This window comes from Mucilaginibacter sp. MD40 (assembly GCF_002288635.1).
Classification (GTDB): Bacteria; Bacteroidota; Bacteroidia; order Sphingobacteriales; family Sphingobacteriaceae; genus Mucilaginibacter.
This window is the reverse complement of the sequence record NZ_NRSW01000001.1, coordinates 2,860,882-2,877,826: the sequence shown is the minus strand read 5'-3', so window position 1 is coordinate 2,877,826 and position 16,945 is coordinate 2,860,882. Positions and strand designations below refer to the sequence as shown.

The 16,945-nt window shown below is 42.5% G+C and carries 11 protein-coding genes; 8 read left to right on the top strand and 3 right to left on the bottom strand.

The window, feature by feature from the left end:
• Positions 1-37 precede the first annotated feature (37 nt).
• The 5 genes from CKK33_RS13095 (at position 38) to CKK33_RS13075 (ending at position 7,549) form a co-directional block, all read left to right on the top strand.
• Positions 38-505 carry a MarR family winged helix-turn-helix transcriptional regulator gene (locus tag CKK33_RS13095; RefSeq protein ID WP_095704536.1) on the top strand — a complete coding sequence of 156 codons (468 nt, stop codon included), beginning with the start codon at positions 38-40 and terminating at the stop codon, positions 503-505.
• A gap of 108 nt (positions 506-613) precedes the next feature.
• Complete coding sequence (locus CKK33_RS13090; RefSeq protein ID WP_095704535.1) at positions 614-1,216, top strand: TetR/AcrR family transcriptional regulator; 603 nt, start codon at positions 614-616, stop codon at positions 1,214-1,216.
• Positions 1,217-1,537: 321 nt separating this feature from the next.
• Positions 1,538-2,665, top strand: coding sequence for an efflux RND transporter periplasmic adaptor subunit (locus tag CKK33_RS13085; protein ID WP_095705848.1), 1,128 nt, complete (start codon positions 1,538-1,540; stop codon positions 2,663-2,665).
• A 171-nt stretch (positions 2,666-2,836) separates the two neighbouring features.
• Positions 2,837-6,037, top strand: coding sequence for an efflux RND transporter permease subunit (locus CKK33_RS13080; RefSeq protein ID WP_095704534.1), 3,201 nt, complete (start codon positions 2,837-2,839; stop codon positions 6,035-6,037).
• 102 nt (positions 6,038-6,139) lie between these two features.
• Positions 6,140-7,549 (top strand): efflux transporter outer membrane subunit, encoded by a 1,410-nt coding sequence (locus CKK33_RS13075; protein WP_095704533.1) that lies wholly within the window; start codon positions 6,140-6,142, stop codon positions 7,547-7,549.
• A 66-nt stretch (positions 7,550-7,615) separates the two neighbouring features.
• Here the strand turns inward: CKK33_RS13075 and CKK33_RS13070 are convergent, their stop codons facing one another.
• From CKK33_RS13070 to ppk1, 3 genes are read right to left on the bottom strand one after another with little or no spacing between them, the layout of a single operon-like run.
• Complete coding sequence (locus tag CKK33_RS13070) at positions 7,616-10,192, bottom strand: BamA/TamA family outer membrane protein (protein ID WP_095704532.1); 2,577 nt, start codon at positions 10,190-10,192, stop codon at positions 7,616-7,618.
• Positions 10,193-10,207: 15 nt separating this feature from the next.
• A complete protein-coding gene (locus CKK33_RS13065) occupies positions 10,208-11,059 on the bottom strand; it encodes an SdiA-regulated domain-containing protein (RefSeq protein ID WP_095704531.1) in 852 nt (283 codons plus the stop codon).
• Positions 11,056-13,098: a polyphosphate kinase 1 gene (gene ppk1, locus CKK33_RS13060; RefSeq protein ID WP_095704530.1), complete on the bottom strand. Its 2,043-nt coding sequence runs from the start codon at positions 13,096-13,098 to the stop codon at positions 11,056-11,058. The genes CKK33_RS13065 and ppk1 overlap by 4 nt, the downstream gene beginning before the upstream one ends.
• 219 nt (positions 13,099-13,317) lie before the next feature.
• On the opposite strand from ppk1, the gene CKK33_RS13055 reads away from it, so the two are divergent.
• The 3 genes from CKK33_RS13055 to CKK33_RS13045 all read left to right on the top strand — a co-directional run bounded on the left by CKK33_RS13055 (position 13,318) and on the right by CKK33_RS13045 (position 16,930).
• Entirely contained in the window at positions 13,318-13,908 is a 591-nt protein-coding gene (locus tag CKK33_RS13055; protein WP_233138213.1) for a phosphatase PAP2 family protein, read from the top strand.
• A 129-nt stretch (positions 13,909-14,037) separates the two neighbouring features.
• Complete coding sequence (locus CKK33_RS13050; protein WP_095704528.1) at positions 14,038-16,413, top strand: GAF domain-containing protein; 2,376 nt, start codon at positions 14,038-14,040, stop codon at positions 16,411-16,413.
• 43 nt (positions 16,414-16,456) lie between these two features.
• Positions 16,457-16,930, top strand: coding sequence for a DUF4920 domain-containing protein (locus CKK33_RS13045; RefSeq protein WP_095704527.1), 474 nt, complete (start codon positions 16,457-16,459; stop codon positions 16,928-16,930).
• Positions 16,931-16,945 lie beyond the last annotated feature (15 nt).

Genomic DNA, 16,945 nt, shown 5'->3' with positions numbered 1-16,945 from the left:
AACCAAGTTCAGCTTTTATAGTTAAATAGTAATAATTATGGCAACACCTTGCATGATAACGGAAGAAACTAAGAAGGTAGCCCCGAAGCTGGTTTATCTGCTTAAGCGACTGCTTGATGAATGGATGGTAAAAAAGCTTTGCCGAATTGAGAGACCGGGATTCACCGGCGCGCACCTGCCACTTTTTATGAGTATAGGCAAAACAGGTATTTCCAACAATGAACTTGCAGGTAAACTGAACGTTTCTAAGCAAGCTACCAGTAAAATGGTAAAAGAGTTAGAAGCAATTAATTTGGTTAAAAGCGAAAAAAGCCCGGACGATGCACGGGTAGTAATGTTATATTTTACAGCCGAAGGGGAGGAGTTTTACCATAGTCTTAAAAACGAAGTGAACGGCCTCGAGGAAAAATATAAAAAAGTTGTGGGAGCCAAAAATTACGATATCGCCATTGACGTGATGCTAAAGTTGGTTCAGTTTCACGAAGAGCATAACTGCACAGAATAAATTTTAAATAGAAGGTGTAAATGACAATTAAATGAAACGATGTTGATTTTAACGTTGTACATTTGCTTAACACTGTTAAATAATCTAATAGGAGTAGAAAATTAGTCAATGGCCAGCAAGGACAGAATTGCGAGACTGAAAGAAGAGACCAGGATAAACATCCTGAAGGCTGCCTTTGATATTGTAAAAACGGAGGGCTGGCAGGCATTAAGCATGCGTAAGATTGCTGACGCCATTGAATATACAGCCCCTATTATATACGAGTACTTTGCTAATAAAGAGGCTATTATACTGGAGCTTACCCGCCAGGGGTATTTAAAACTATCTAAAAAATTACAGGAGGCTAAGGACAAACATACCTCACCGGCCAAACAATTGGAGGAGATGTGGCTTACCTACTGGAATTTCGCTTTTGCTAATAAAGAGCTTTACCAGATAATGTTTGGTATAAATGCAAGCTGCAGCTGCGAGATGGTTAATAAATTACCTGAAGCTGAATGCCCATGGGATATTATAGCCGACTCGATAGGGAAGCTCATGAAAATTGAAGACATGGAATCGGAAGTGATCTGTACCAAATATTACACCTTCTGGTCGGTAGTGCATGGATTGGTATCTATCAACCTGGTAGATCGCGGTAATTCTGATGAGGTTAACAAGCAGGTATTGAGAGATGCTATCACTGGTATCATTAGGTCCATCACTCCTTAAAAAAAATTTAAGCATTTTACAACATCGTTAAACAATTTAACGGTGTTAAATTAAAAAACTTTAAACTTAAGCAGATATGAAAACGCCATCAACAACTTTTAATATTTACTTAACACTGTTAAATAATCTATCAATGTTAACAACTTTTACACTCAGGCACTATTAGCTACGGTGATATACACACTGAAACTTTAACATCTATTAAAACCCAACCTATTTAGCGCCATGTACTATAATAATACAAAAACAACCGACACAATATACATCAGCAGCATAAAGGCTGCACTCACATCAAGTAAATCATCATCAAAACTCATCATCATGAAAATTATCTTAGCTGCTATAATAGCAACAGCTTTATTTAGCTGCTCGAGCGGGCCGCAAACGCCGCAGGCCCCGCCACCGCCTGTACTGCCGGTAACCAGCGTTGAAACCGGCGACAGAACAACCTATCAGGAATACCCTGCATCTATCGAGGGTACGGTTAATGTTGAGGTTCGCCCTCAGGTAAGCGGCGCTTTAGACAAAGTATTTGTTGACGAAGGCGCTTTTGTAAAAGCCGGTCAGCCAATATTTAAGATCAACGATCAGCCATATCGTGCTGCCTTAAATAACGCATTAGCTGCCCAACATGCCGCAGAAGCTGCTTACGCTAACGCTGCATTGGAGATCGAAAAACTTACTCCGCTTGTACAGAACAAAGTGGTATCAGAGTTTCAGTTAAAATCAGCCAAAGCCGCACAACAGGTAGCTAAAGCAAATATCGAGTCGGCTAAAGCAAACGTTTCAACCGCTCAGATCAACTTAGGGTATACCCTAATAAAAGCGCCTGTAAGCGGTTACATCGGTCGCCTGGAGAAAAAGCAAGGCAGTTTGGTATCGCCGCAAGATGTTGCTGCATTAACCCAACTTTCTGACGTGCATGATGTGCATGTTTATTTCTCCTTAGGCGAAAAAGACTTCGTAGCCTTTAAAGAGCAATATGCCGGTGCAAGCATCCATGAAAAATTAAAGCACCTGCCTGCTGTTGGTTTGTTATTAGCTGATAATACCGAATATTCAAAACAAGGCCACATAGATATGATCGATGGCCAATTTGATAAAACCACCGGTGCTATTAGCGTTAGGGCAAGCTTCCCTAACCCACAAGGCCTGTTACGCTCTGGTAATACCGGCAAAGTAAGATTAAGCTTGCCGCATCCAAATGCGCTGATCATCCCGCAGGATGCTACCGTTGAAATGCAGGATAAAGTATTTGTTTACGCCCTTGCCGATAGTAATAAAGTAAAGAAACTGCCTATCACCATCATTGGCACAAGCGGTAACAACTACCTGGTGAAAGACGGTGTTAAAGCTGGTGACCAGATAGTAACCAGTGGCGTTGATAAACTGCAGGAAGGTATGGTGATAAAACCACAGCCTCAAGGTAATAAAGTAGCTGCTAACTAAGTAGAATCAAGAGATATGAATCAGGAACCAAGGCTCTTGATTTTTATCTCTGACTTCATTCTCAAAACGAAAACAAGAACCGGGAATTAAGGAACATACACGGTAATTATAGATGGCAAATGCCATCTATTGGCCACTGCTTTGTCCTCAAATTCCGCAATAATTAATATAATGTTTAAGAAATTTATAGAAAGGCCGGTACTTTCAACCGTTATCTCTATCCTGTTGGTGATAGTAGGTATCCTCGGCCTTACCAAACTGCCCTTAGAGCGTTTCCCTAATATTGCCCCTCCGGCCGTATTGGTATCTGCTGTTTACCCGGGCGCTAACGCCGAAACCATTTTGCGTTCGGTAACCCCTTCATTGGAAGAAGCCATTAACGGTGTAGAGAACATGACCTATATGACCTCTACTGCAAGTAATGATGGTACATTGGGTATCACCGTCTATTTTAAACAAGGTACCGATCCCGATCAGGCAGCCGTTAACGTGCAAAACCGCGTTTCGCAGGCTACCAGTCAGTTACCTGCCGAGGTAGTACAATACGGTATTACCACCACCAAACAGCAAAACAGCTTTATTGGTGCTATGGCTATTTATACCGATGATCCTAAAAAATATGATGCAACCTTTGTTGCCAACTATGCGCAGATCAACATCATACCCGAGATCAAACGTATCCCGGGTGTAGGTTCTGCACAGGTATTTGGTGGTGTTAAGGATTATAGTATGCGTGTTTGGTTAAATCCTGCGCAAATGGCCGCCTATAAAATTACTCCTGCGGAGGTAATGGCAGCTATCCAAGATAAAAACTTAGAAGCTGCACCGGGTCGTTTTGGGGAACGCAGCGATAAGGCTTTTGAATATGTGATCAAATACAAAGGTAAACTTACTAAGCCCGAAGAATATCAAAACATCGCCATCCGCGCCAATGCAGATGGTTCTGTACTGCACCTTAAAGATGTGGCACGGGTTGAGCTGGGTGCTTACTCATATAACAGCTACAGTAACCTGAATGGTAAAGATGGTGTGATCATAGGTATTATCCAGTTATCAGGCTCTAACGCCAACGAGATACAGATAGCTATTGATAAACTGATGGAGAAAGCATCCAAAAGTTTCCCTGTGGGTATCAAGTACAATCAGTTCTACCGAACCAAAACAGATTTGGATGAATCTATCAACCAGGTTGAGCACACGCTGATAGAAGCATTCGTACTGGTGTTTATCGTAGTGTTCTTGTTCTTACAGGATTTCCGCTCAACCCTGATCCCGGCAATTGCAGTACCGGTAGCTATTGTAGGTACGTTTTTCTTCATGAGCCTCTTCGGGTTCTCCATTAACCTGCTTACGCTCTTCGCACTGGTGCTTGCCATCGGTATTGTAGTGGATGACGCGATTGTGGTGGTGGAGGCCGTGCACGCCAAAATGGAGCACGACCCGAGCCTTACGCCTAAGAAGGCTACTACCGAAGCCATGCACGAAATTACCGGCGCAATTATCTCCATTACGTTGGTGATGGCAGCAGTGTTCCTGCCAGTAAGTTTCATGACAGGCTCAACCGGTATTTTCTACCGCCAATTTGCGTTGACCATGGCTATTGCTATCATCATATCTGCGGTAAATGCATTAACGCTTAGTCCTGCACTGGCTGCTTTATTTTTAAAGAACAACCATACCGGCCGCGACCATAACGCGCCAAAACAAGGCTTTGTACAAAGGTTTTATGCAGGCTTTAACGGCAGCTTTAATTACATGACCAACAAATACGTTGGTGGTATTAAAGTGTTGATCAAAAACAAATGGATAAGCGTTGCCGGCCTTGTATTGCTGACTGCTATCACCATATTTATGGTGAACCGCACCAAAACAGGCTTTATCCCTACCGAAGACCAGGGCTTTGTGGCCATTGCGGTATCAACACCATCAGGTACATCACTTGCAGGTACTAACAAAATCTTTAAAGATGCAGAGGACCAGTTAAAAACACTGCCATCCGCAAGGTTTGTTACTGCGCTATCAGGTTTTAACTTCTTAACGCAATCAAGCAGTCCATCAGCGGGTGTTATATTCCTGTTATTGAAGCCTACCGAAGAACGCGGCGAAGTAAAGAACATTGATGAGATACAAAATATTGTTCGTGGTAAGTTAGGCGCTGTAACAGGCGGTACATTCTTCGTGTTCAGCTTCCCAACAGTGCCCGGTTTCAGCAACGTAGAAGCGCTTGACGTAATGCTGCAGGATAAGACAAACGGCAAGCTTGATAAATTCAGCGGTGTGGCTAATAATTTCATTGCTAAACTGATGCAAAAACCTGCTGTTGCTTATGCCTTCACTTCATACAAGGCGGATTATCCGCAACTGCAATTAGAGATCGACGACGAAAAAGCCAACCAATTGGGTGTGAGCGTAAAAGACATCCTATCTACCATGCAGGCTTACTTCGGTACCGCACAGGCATCAGACTTTAACCGCTTTGGTAAGTACTACCGTGTGGTTGTACAAGCTGATATTGCCGACCGCACCGACCCTACAACTATCGACCGTGTATTCGTGAAAAACAAAGCAGGCGAAACCGTGCCTATTAACACCCTGGTTAAACTCACCCGCGTATATGGTTCGGAAACCGCCTCTCGTTACAACCTGTTCAACTCAATTGAGGTGAACGCCATACCAAAACCCGGCTACAGCTCCGGTGATGCTATTAAGGCGATTGAAGAAACTGCTAAAGAGGAGTTACCTGCGGGTTACGCCTACGAGTTTTCGGGTCAAACCCGTGAGGAGATCTCATCAGGCGGACAATCAACCGTAGTGTTTTTGCTGTGTTTGGTATTTGTGTATTTCCTGCTATCGGCACAATATGAGAGCTACATCCTGCCGTTGGCCGTTATTCTATCGATCCCTACGGGTATCTTCGGTACGTTTGCTGTATTGGGCTTAACTGGTATCGAGAATAATATTTACGTGCAGGTAGCGCTCATCATGCTTATCGGCTTGCTGGCCAAGAACGCTATTTTGATTGTGGAGTTCGCGGTACAGAAACGCCGCCAGGGTATGAGCTTAGTTAACGCGGCAATAGAAGCGTCACGACTAAGGATTCGCCCTATCGTAATGACCTCACTTGCATTCGTGTTCGGTTTATTCCCGATGAGTATTGCAACAGGGCCATCAGCACAAGGTAACCACTCTATCAGTATTGGTGCTGCCGGAGGTATGGTGAGCGGTGTAGTATTAGGATTATTTATTATACCGGTACTGTTTGTCATCTTCCAGCATTTACAGGAAAAAATAAGCGGTACGCCCATAGAAAAGCACCTTGACGGTACTAACCACGACCAACACGCTAAACAATTGGAACCGGAATTAAATTAAAAATGCCTCACCCTGCCCTCTCCAAAGGAGAGGGTTCAGGAATATCTTAGCCCCTCTCCTTTGGAGAGGGGTTGGGTAGAGGCTCCTCAACACAACAACAAAATGAAAAAGATATTAAGCGGGCTATTTGTATTGTCACTGATCATAAGCGCCTGCAACGTTTCAAAAAACGTTAAAACACCAAAACCTGAACTGCCTGTGGCTTTCAGGAATGCAGTAACCACTGCGGATACCAGCAGTATTGCAGATGTCCAGTGGAAAAACTTTTTTGCTGATGCAACTTTGCAAAAGCTGATAGACGATGCCATCCGCAACAACTATGATTTGCAGATCGCTTTGAAAAATATTGAATCGTCACGGTTATTGTTCAACCAGATCAAGTTTAATTACACCCCGCAGGTAAACCTTAACGTTACCGCCAACACCACCCGCCCAAGTGATAACAGCCTTAACGGCTTAAGCCTTGGTCAGTTTCTTGGCTCAAAACATATAGAGGATTACAACGCTAACCTCGGCTTATCATGGGAGGCAGACATTTGGGGTAAGATCCGCAATCAAACCAGCGCCGCTTTAGCGCAGTATTTGCAAACATATGAGGCGCGCAAGGCCATTCAAACTAACATAGTCGCATCCGTTTCTCAAGGTTACTATAACCTGCTGATGCTGGATGAGCAGTTGCAAATTGCTAAACGTAATGTAACACTGACCGATAGCACTTTGCGGATTTTAAACCTGCAATTCAAATCGGGGCAGGTTACTTCATTGGCTGTACAGCAAGCTGAGGCACAGCGCCTGGCAGCTGCACAACTGGTGCCCGAGTTTGAGCAAAACATCATCATACAGGAAAATGCCTTACGCATACTTGCAGGTGCCTTGCCTTCCGCAATTGAGCGCAATACTCGTTTAGATCAGTTACCTGTAGCTGAGAATGTACCTACCGGTTTGCCATCAGCCATTGTGAGCCGCAGGCCGGATGTGCGCAGCGCGGAACTGGAACTAAATGTAGCTAATGCCAACGTGGGTATAGCTGCTGCCAATATGTACCCGTCACTAACCATTACCGCGCAGGGTGGTGTAAACTCCTTCAGGGCAAGCAACTGGTTCAGCCTGCCTGCTTCTTTATTTGGTACGGTGGCCGGTGGTATCACACAACCGATATTCAACCGCAAAAGGTTAAAAACCCAATACGAAGTAGCTAAGGTTGAACGCGAAAAAACTGTACTACAGTTCCGTCAATCAGTACTAAATGCCGTTGGCGAAGTATCAGATGCAATGGTAAAAATAGAAAAGCTAAAAGCGCAACAAGCCATTGCTGCTAACAGGGTAAAAACCTTGCAGCAGGCAACCGGCAATGCTAACCTGCTGTTTAAAAACGGCATGGCCAATTACCTTGAGGTGATAACTGCCCAAAGTAATGTGTTGCAAAGCGAACTGGAACTGGCTTCCATTAAACGCCAGCAGCTAAGCGCCGTGGCAGAGCTTTATCGCTCGCTTGGTGGTGGCTGGAAATGATCTCTTGTTGATGAGTGATCTGAGGAGCCGCATCCCGACGCAAGTTGGGAGCGGCTTTTTTAATTATCAGATTCTGAAATTCATGGATATATATGGGTACCAACCTTCTTCTGAATGGCCCATTAGCACCTGTAAAACGGTTAAGCCTGCAGGGGAGAAGTATATGCCGCCACCAACACCCTGGTGTATTTTATCCGAATTCTCACTTTCGGCCCAAACGCGCCCGGCATCATAAAATCCGGTAATACCCATTTGGCCGGGCACAATATAACTGGCAATATTAAATAGTTTTATCCGTGCCTGTAAATTGTTATATATCATATGCTTTCCTGCAAAACGGTACTGCAAATAACCTAAGAGGTTGCCCTGCCCACCTAAAAACATAGACTGGTAAAACGCCGGATTTCCAAATGTTACTCCACCGCCCACACGGTCTGATAAAACTATGGTGCCTTTATTATTCAATTTCTGATAAAAACTAAATTCGGGCCGTATTTGAATGTAAGACTTAGAATAATTATTTAAGCCATTATACCCCTGTACATTAATATTGAAATAATAACCTCCAACCGGAAGTATGCTACCTTTACGCTGATTGGAATTGTAATTGAGCACTATCCCCAAATGAGCTTTATCTTTATCCAATATCAGGCTGTCGTAGGAGCCTATCCTGGCTGTTTGGGTAATAAAACGACCCTCATTATCCCTAAGGTCCAGGTGATAAAACTGAAACGAGGGCCCGATACTAAAAGTGGTGTTATTGTTCGTTACCCATCTTAGAGCAGGGTCAAGCTGGTAAGTATCAAATCGGGTACGATAATACCGGCGGTAATTAGGCTGGTTTTTATTGATAGGCGTACCATTACCCAACCCGAAAAAATTTGTAGTATTATCAGGCGCTTGTATGTAGGCCTGCATAGTAATGTCCGCATTCCCAATGGCTTTTATCCACTCACCATTATATTTTATTCTGAATGCATCTGTAGCAAAGGCATGAGTAAGCATTATCTGCTGCGAACTGGTATAAGGTAACTTGCGGAAGCCGTCTTTTTTAATGTATTTAACACCGGCGCCTAACAATAAGCCATCGTCGGCATTAAGTCCCGCTGTGGCTAAAGGCATCCATATATTATATAAGTTGGTTTGCAGGAAGCGTGTATTGGTGGTATCTGCGGAAATATGCTTACTTACTTTTCTGTCCAAACCTTCAAATTTTGCACCCGGTGGGGTATAAACCTGCAGTATAGCATCTGAATTAACAATGTTATAGGTTTTTTCACCGTCGGTCCCAATCAGGCGCACATGTATAGGCGAAGTTTTATTATCAACAGTTACCTGGTCGTCACCTTTTGATGTATAAAGTCGTATCTCGTGAGTATAACGCGGCAGATAAGCATGGTACAACAAAGTGTCTTTAATTTTTCCTTCCTTACTTATTTTATTTATCTGTATGAGCAAGCTACTGTCGGGCTGGCCGGTTATAAGTACCTGTTCATTCTTATCGCTTAATCTGAGGTCAACAATACGGTATATGAACTTGTAATAACGGTCCATAGCTTCGGGCAAAGCGGCTCTGCGCGATTTCAACTTGGCCAGTAAAACATCATGCCCCATTTTATAGGTATCGCCGGGCAACCGTTTTAATGCTTCTTCAAAAACAGCGTCCGTTTGTTTAGCTACAAAGTCATCTACTACCTGCATCCAGTGTTCGTGCGACATCTGGAAATCAGAATAGGGGTTCAGAAACCGTGTTTTAGCCAGGTTATATTTTACCTTTGGTAAGTCGTAACTGAAATCGCCCAGTAAGGGGCTGATATAGGGTAGGGCGGCAATGGTAGGGAACAGACCCTCTTCAAGGTGAAAAACCTGGTCGCGGTCACGTGGTACGCCTACATACATTTTTCCCTTACCCTTTTGAAGGTCGGCCCATCTCCATTGATCTTCATGCCTGTCCCAATCTCCAATCAGCAAATCAAGCATGCGTGCGCGCAAAAACTCGTCGCCATCAAAATGGTTGTCGTTATCATCAACCAGTTTATCCAGCATTTTTAGGGTATTGTCAGAATCGCCAATAGGTTCGCGTTCTTCTAATAGGCAAACCATGCCTGCAAACTTATCGCTATATTCTCCCAAGGCTTTATCAGCCGCAATAACGCCTATAACCGGATGCGAGTGGGGTACATTAACCGCTTTGGCCAATGGCGGAACTACTAACGCCGAAAATGGATGCTGTCCACTTAAGGCATCGTCGAGCCAATCAATTACAAAGGTTTGCCTTAATGTAGGTGGTAATAATTTATCCGGTGTTTTTTCCACGCTGCGGATCACCCATTCTTTCCCGGTTTTGTCTTTTAATCTTAAAGACTTTGATTGCATGCCACCGCCTTCTTTTTCAGGAACAAGACCGCCCATTACTTCTGATATATGTATCACCGGAAGTTTTACAGCAGTTGCCCACTCGGTGCGGTGGTTATTACCGAACAACCAACGATGAACCTTCCCGGCATCATTATATCTTGGGTGTACCTTTACTACTGTGCTGTCCCGGAAATGGTAATCGGGCTCTACATCCTTTTGGGCGTATGCGGCAAAAGTGATAGTAATCAAAAATATAGTGGTAAGCAGTTGCTTCTTGCAGGTCATATAATGAGATAAGCTTTAGGGATGGTGTTTAAAGAAAAGTATGTTGCCCGGCTGTGTTTTGTTGCCTTCGTTAGATATATACAGGTTGCCCTGACGGTCAAAGGCCATACCTTCGGGTTGCAGAAAAATTTTAGGATCTATGGGATAAACTTGTTGTACGTTCCAGTTATTATCCGTTGTTACGATGATTTTATTAACTGACGATAAAATATACCATTGGCCGGTAATTGGATTTCTTGCCAGCGCCGAAGGGTGAAACTTCATCTTTTTTTCGCCTAATTTGGCAGCAATATTTTTAACAGCGATTACAAAGTTACCGGATTGCTCCAGTTTGCCTTCTGCATCAATATTTAATATATAGCCGTTACACCACTTGTTATGGTCAACCCCGGTGCCTATTTTGCACAGTACATAGAGTTTGCCACCGTTGGCATGCATACCTTCGTATTCGCCATCGGGTAGTATTTTTTTAAATTCTTGTACATTTTCGGCGTCCTTATTTTTTATGCCACTTAAGGGGAATGTAAAAAAGGTAGCATCGCTTCGCATTAAGACTGCATAATTATTAATAACAGCCACATCTTCATAGTCGCCATGTTTGGCAAATTTGGTATGCCTGATGTTTTTGTCGCCGGGCTTAAAATAAAAAAGCTTGCCATCCTCATCCTGTTCGGCATAAATGGTATTAGCATCGCCATTATTAAAGGCTATACCCGAAATTTCCAGTAGATCAGCGGGCATGTTATACTTAACCGGGTGATTCAAATCATAACCTGCGGGGCTTTTATAACTGTTTCGGTTTTGCCCGCATGAAGCCACACTTAAACTTAAAAAGCCCCCCAGTAAAATCAGATTCAGTTTTTTCATACAATCGTTTTGAGATATTGATAAATACTTTCCTGGGAAGCTAATGGCTGTCCTTCAATAACAGGCTTTACCTGGTTTAGCTGGTCATTAATTATTACGGCCTGCTCGGTATCATTCCACTGAATTTCTACCAGATCGCTTACCTGCTTTTTAATGTTGGTATCTTCAACCGGGAAACAAACTTCTATACGATGATAGATATTGCGGTTCATCCAGTCGGACGAACCCATAAACACTTCCGCGTTGCCACCATTACCAAATATAAATATACGCCCATGTTCCAGATAGCGGTCAACAATACGTTTTATACAAATGTTTTCGCTTAGTCCAGGCACGCCGGGTACAAGGCAACATATACTCCGTACAATCAGCCTGATCTTAACACCAGCCACAGACGCCTCGTAAAGCTTATCAATGAGCACCCGTTCTTCGAGATTGTTTAATTTAATAGTGATAGATGCCGGGTGACCATTTTTTGCCAGGTCAATTTCCCTATCAATAAGATCTATAAAACGTTTATGCAAATTAAAGCCGGCAACCAATAACTCTTTAAAATTTATCTGATTATCCGACGTCGGTTTTTCGCGTTTAGCCAGGAAAATGAATAACAATTCAACTTCGCGCAGCAGTTTATGGTTGGCCGTAAGTAAGATATGATCGGTGTAAAAGCGGGCGGTGCCTTCATTAAAGTTCCCGGTAGCCAGCAGGCCGGTATAAACTATCCGGTTATTACGGCGGGTTTTTACAAGCGCGATTTTAGCATGTACCTTAAGCGCTGTAACGCTGTAAATGATCTGCACGCCGGCATTTTTCATTTTTTTAGCCCATTTAAGGTTGTTTTCTTCATCAAACCTTGCCTTAAGCTCTATAACAACTTTAACGGATTTACCATTCTTAGCAGCACTTATAAGCGCATTTACAATTTTTGAATCACTTGCAACGCGGTATAAAGTAACATTTATTTCCTCTACAGCCGGGTTTACCGCGGCCTCATTAAAAAAGCGCAAAATGGTATCGTACGACTGATAAGGAGTATTCACTAACAGGTCATTACGGGAAATGATATCAGCCAACAATTCTTTGTCGGTTAAATTAAGTGGCAGTGCGGGCCATTGGTTGTAAAAGAGCGCTTTATTATTTACCGGTAAACCATAAAAGTCTTTAAGATTATGATAGTGGCCGCCTTCAACAGCATTCGCGTTTTGTAGTCCTAAATGTTCATTTAACATTTGCAGCATACGTAGCGGCATATCTGCCTGGTACAAAAAACGGGTAGCAAGGCCCTGATCCCGCTTTTGCAGTTGCTTTTCAATTTGTTCAGATAATTCGCCCGAATATTCGTCCTTCAAATCCAGCTCTGCATCGCGGGTGATCTTTATGCTATAGCAGCCTCCGATAGTTACATCACGGAAGATTTTTGAAAGATTTGCACGTATGATATCATCGAGGAAACAAATATGCTGTACACCATCTGCAACACTGCTAAAAAAGCGGGGCAGATGGTCTGAAGGGATATTCAATAATACCAGTTTTTCCTGCTGTACACCATCATACAACTGAACAAGGAAATACAGCTTATTATTCTCGGGGAAAAAGGCGGTGTCTTCTGCAATGTATACCGGCTGGAGAAATGCCAACACCTCCGAAAGGAAATAGGCGGTGGTCTCGCCGTTTAGTTCTTCTGGCAGCGCATTATTATAAACAAGGTTAATATTATTTTCGCTTAAAGCGGGTATCAATTTCTGTGTGAGTAGCTGCCCAAAGTGTATTTGTTGTTTGAGTATTAACTTATTGGCTTTTTGTATAATATTTTCCTGTTCACCGGCGTCAGCATGTTCACTGTTTTTTTCACCTATCTTTTTCAACGCTTTAATTACGGGAAAACGCACACGGTAAAATTCGTCGAGATTGGAAGAAAAGATTGACAGGAAGCGTATTCGTTCCATCACTGGTACGCGCTCGTTAGCAGCTTCTTCAAGTACTCTTCCGTTAAATGTTAGCCAACTGATATCGCGGTTAAAATATGGAGGATCTATCATTATCAATGGCCGGTTTTTGATGTATAAATTAAAGCATCAGTCATGATGTGTTCTTCAATAAGTAATATAAGCCCTAATTACTAAAAATAAGTATCTTGTAAGGATAGTACTCTGTTACTTTACCGATAATTAACCATGTATTGCCTTTTTGTTTTACTTTGGTAAAAATAAAAAATTAACAGAAAGGCTCAATCAATGAAGCAGGGTTGTTATCGGTTAATGAAGGTATTGGTTGTTGCCATATACGTAATGATATTTGTGTCATTTGTAAACATCTCTTGTGCGCAATCAAAAATTCAGCAGTTTGATGACAGAGTAATGCTTGATCTTGCTGCAAGCCGCACGCCCGGGCAAACAGAGGTAATGCTCTTTTTATCACGTAGCTATAAGTACGTTGATGTTGGCGTGCCGGCCGGGCTGCTTATTGGCGGCATCATAACTAATGACAGCCAGATGCGCCAAAATGCTTTATATATTGCCAGCAGCACAGCTATTTCATATGGTGCCATGCTGCTTATAAAGCATATTACCAAGCGCCGTCGTCCCTTTGTGCAGAATATTAATATTGTACCCGTTTACAGAGCCAGCAGTACATCATTCCCATCCGGGCATGCAACAAGTACTTTTTCTACAGCTACGGCATTATCCAGGGCTTATCCTAAATGGTATGTTATTGCGCCATCCTATTTGTGGGCTGGTTCTGTGGCCTATTCACGTATGTATTTGGGTGTTCATTATCCTACAGATGTTACGGCTGGTGCTATATTAGGCACAGGCACAGCATTGTTATTACAACCAATAAAAAACTAAGCCGCAGAATCCTGAAAAAATGTTCTTCCTGTAAAAGTCAAAAATGTAATTATCACGTATATTGAGGTGAGATATTGCATAACTTCGCATTAGTTTTAACGTGCGGGCAATTTATGCGCCGTAATACATATGAATTTTAAAAGATACACTGAAACACCTTTACAGCTGAGTATTTCATTCCATATGGTGATTGAGCAGTTGGAAGAAATAGCCCGGGGCGAAGGTTTCCCAGCGCAAAGGGCGCAGTATCTGCTAAAATTAATTGAACCCTATCCTGAGTTCCGCGCAGGAACAGATAATGCAGACTGGATAGCCGCCCATGTTAACATTATAAGTGAACTTCTGGCAGATCTTTTTCCTGAGATGCTTACACGCAATGAGATAAAGGCCATAACGGTACCATTTCAGGATATTTTAATTAACCCAACTAAGAGATTACAGCAAATTTTAGCAGAGGCGGGCCCGGCTTTTGATATCACTATACGCGATTTTAATGACCATCAGATGTACGTGAACACCTGTTGTATCATTCTTAATGAGCACTACGGCACCAATTTCAATTTCTCGCGCCCGCTGTTCTATGATATACCCAATGCTCAGGGCATCATGAAGCATTACCGCATTTTATATAATGCGGATTATATGGAAATGATCCCTACCGAACGAGCCGTTAAAATTACACCTGATGACATTGAGTTGTTACGTGACAACTTTGAAGATCTTGAGCTATGGAAAAAATTCTTTCCTCCGGGGAGCTGGATATTGAAAGGCTTTGCCATTGTTAATTTATATGATGCTACGGTTGAGAACGCAATATCAGCTTTAAAAGGTTCGTTGCTGGGCATTGATTATGATGATGAACTGCATGTTAAAATCTTGGAAGTGTTCCGGTCTATATACAAATTGCCGGACATGAAGCTTGGTTTTACCTCATTTGACGAGGCAGATAATAAATTTAACGTATCAGCCTTTACACCTGCTGTAAAAAGTTACCTGTTAAATAATGAAGGACAGGAAGAGTGTTTTGAGGCTATCTGCGAAAGATCGATGTCGCGCATCGTTTTCGATAGGAAATATTTCGCGATAGCTGACGTGCCAAAATTTTTAAGTGATAGCCCTGGTAATGTAATGGCAAGGCGTTTCATCGAGCAGGGCATCAAGAGTGTGATAATGGCGCCTGTCGTGAAGAATAACCACTTGTTAGGTGTTATTGAATTAGTATCACCCAACATAGGTGATCTGAATAGTGTTAATGCTAATCAATTGCAAATCGTAATGCCCTATATTACTGACACAATTGACAGGCAGCTTAGTTACATGCAAAGCCAGATACAGGCCATAATCCAGAACGAGTATACCACCATACACCCAAGCGTGTACTGGAAATTCAGGAAAGAGGCCATGAAGGCCATTACAGCCCATGCTGAGAAAAGGCCATATACTTTAAAGGAGATCACGTTTACGGACGTTACCCCACTATACGGGCAAATAGATATTAAAGGATCGTCGGAAACACGCAACAGAAGTGTACAGATCGACCTGCAGGATCAGCTTACAGCGCTGATCCCTATTGTTGAAGAGATCTGCTCGGCAAGCAGCGATGAAAACCTCAGGCAAAATATACATAACCTGCAGGAACTGGTTATGGATGTACAAAGCGCGCTGAAGGCTGATACCGAGCAACTTATTCAAAATTACCTGGATACACATATTCACCCGCTGCTTAGGAATGCTGAAAATTTAGATGATAACCAACGAGAGCGTGTGAATACATATTTTATGGAGGCTGGCAAAACAGGAGATTTTCATAAAAACAGGCGTAAATACGAGGAGACAGTTTCTGTCATCAACCAAAAGATGGCGAGTTTGATTGATAAGGCACAAATAGATGCGCAAGCTGCCTTTCCTCACTATTATGAGCGTTTTAAAACCGATGGCATTGAGCACAATATGTACATAGGTGCTTCAATTGTACCAGCCAAAACGTACGATGATACCAAGCTTTATAACCTTAGGCTATGGCAGCTACAGATCATGTGCCAGATGGAGCTTGAACACCGGTTCTTACAGGCCGATCTTCCGTACGCGCTTGAGGTAGCTTCTCTTATACTTGTCTATAGTCAGGAAATGTCTATACGCTTTAGAATGGACGAAAAGCATTTTGATGTTGATGGTAGCTATAATGCACGTTTTGAGATTGTGAAGAAGCGTATAGATAAGGCTGTGATAAAGGGTACAACGGAGCGGCTTACTATGGTAGGTAAGTTAACCATCGTATACTCCAACCATGATGAGGAAGAAGAATACCTGCAGTATTTGCATTTTTTACAGCAAAAGCAATTACTTGAAAATGATATCGGGATGTTGGAGGTGGAGGATCTCCAGGGAGTTTCAGGTTTAAAGGCGCTGCGTGTAGGCATTTGTTATAATGCAAGCTTGCCTGTCAGAAAGTTTTATACTTACAAGGAGATGCTTGATCATCAAAAGAAAATTATCACGGCTTAATTTTTTAATAATATATTTACTTTTATACTTTTTTCTCCAACATATGAAAAAGATATTCCAACTTGCTGTTTTACTTATGTTATGTGTTATGGGTGTTGTACAGGCGCAGATAAAACCCGCGCAGGCAGGTGTAAGCTATGGTAAAACCATTACAGTGCAAAACGCCATAAATACGGAAGTGTTAAATAAAGCATTGCTAAATGATAGTGTATACAACGGCAAGATAACGGGGCGTGTAGTTGAGGTTTGTAAGAAAAAAGGTTGTTTTATGAAGTTGGAACAAGCTAATGGCGCGCCCATAATGGTTCAGTTTACAGACTATGCTTACTTTATGCCTCAGGATATTGTAGGGAAAACCGTTGTAGTTGAGGGAAAAGCAAAAGTGAAAGAAACACCTGTTGAACGGTTACGCCATTACGCGGCTGATGCTGGTAAAACAAAAGAGGAGATTGCTGCCATAAAAGAACCCAAGCGCGATATTGGAATTATGGCCGATGGCGTGTTGGTAGTGAAGTAATACACACACACTATT

Bases quoted from the DNA above. Each gene is read 5' to 3' on its own strand.
- CKK33_RS13065 (WP_095704531.1), bottom strand. From the start codon at position 11,059: ATGAAAAAACTGAATCTGATTTTACTGGGGGGCTTTTTAAGTTTAAGT.
- ppk1 (WP_095704530.1), bottom strand. From the start codon at position 13,098: ATGATAGATCCTCCATATTTTAACCGCGATATCAGTTGGCTAACATTT.
- CKK33_RS13085 (WP_095705848.1), top strand. From the start codon at position 1,538: ATGAAAATTATCTTAGCTGCTATAATAGCAACAGCTTTATTTAGCTGC.
- CKK33_RS13070 (WP_095704532.1), bottom strand. From the start codon at position 10,192: ATGACCTGCAAGAAGCAACTGCTTACCACTATATTTTTGATTACTATC.
- CKK33_RS13050 (WP_095704528.1), top strand. From the start codon at position 14,038: ATGAATTTTAAAAGATACACTGAAACACCTTTACAGCTGAGTATTTCA.
- CKK33_RS13080 (WP_095704534.1), top strand. From the start codon at position 2,837: ATGTTTAAGAAATTTATAGAAAGGCCGGTACTTTCAACCGTTATCTCT.
- CKK33_RS13075 (WP_095704533.1), top strand. From the start codon at position 6,140: ATGAAAAAGATATTAAGCGGGCTATTTGTATTGTCACTGATCATAAGC.
- CKK33_RS13045 (WP_095704527.1), top strand. From the start codon at position 16,457: ATGAAAAAGATATTCCAACTTGCTGTTTTACTTATGTTATGTGTTATG.
- CKK33_RS13090 (WP_095704535.1), top strand. From the start codon at position 614: ATGGCCAGCAAGGACAGAATTGCGAGACTGAAAGAAGAGACCAGGATA.
- CKK33_RS13095 (WP_095704536.1), top strand. From the start codon at position 38: ATGGCAACACCTTGCATGATAACGGAAGAAACTAAGAAGGTAGCCCCG.
- CKK33_RS13055 (WP_233138213.1), top strand. From the start codon at position 13,318: ATGAAGGTATTGGTTGTTGCCATATACGTAATGATATTTGTGTCATTT.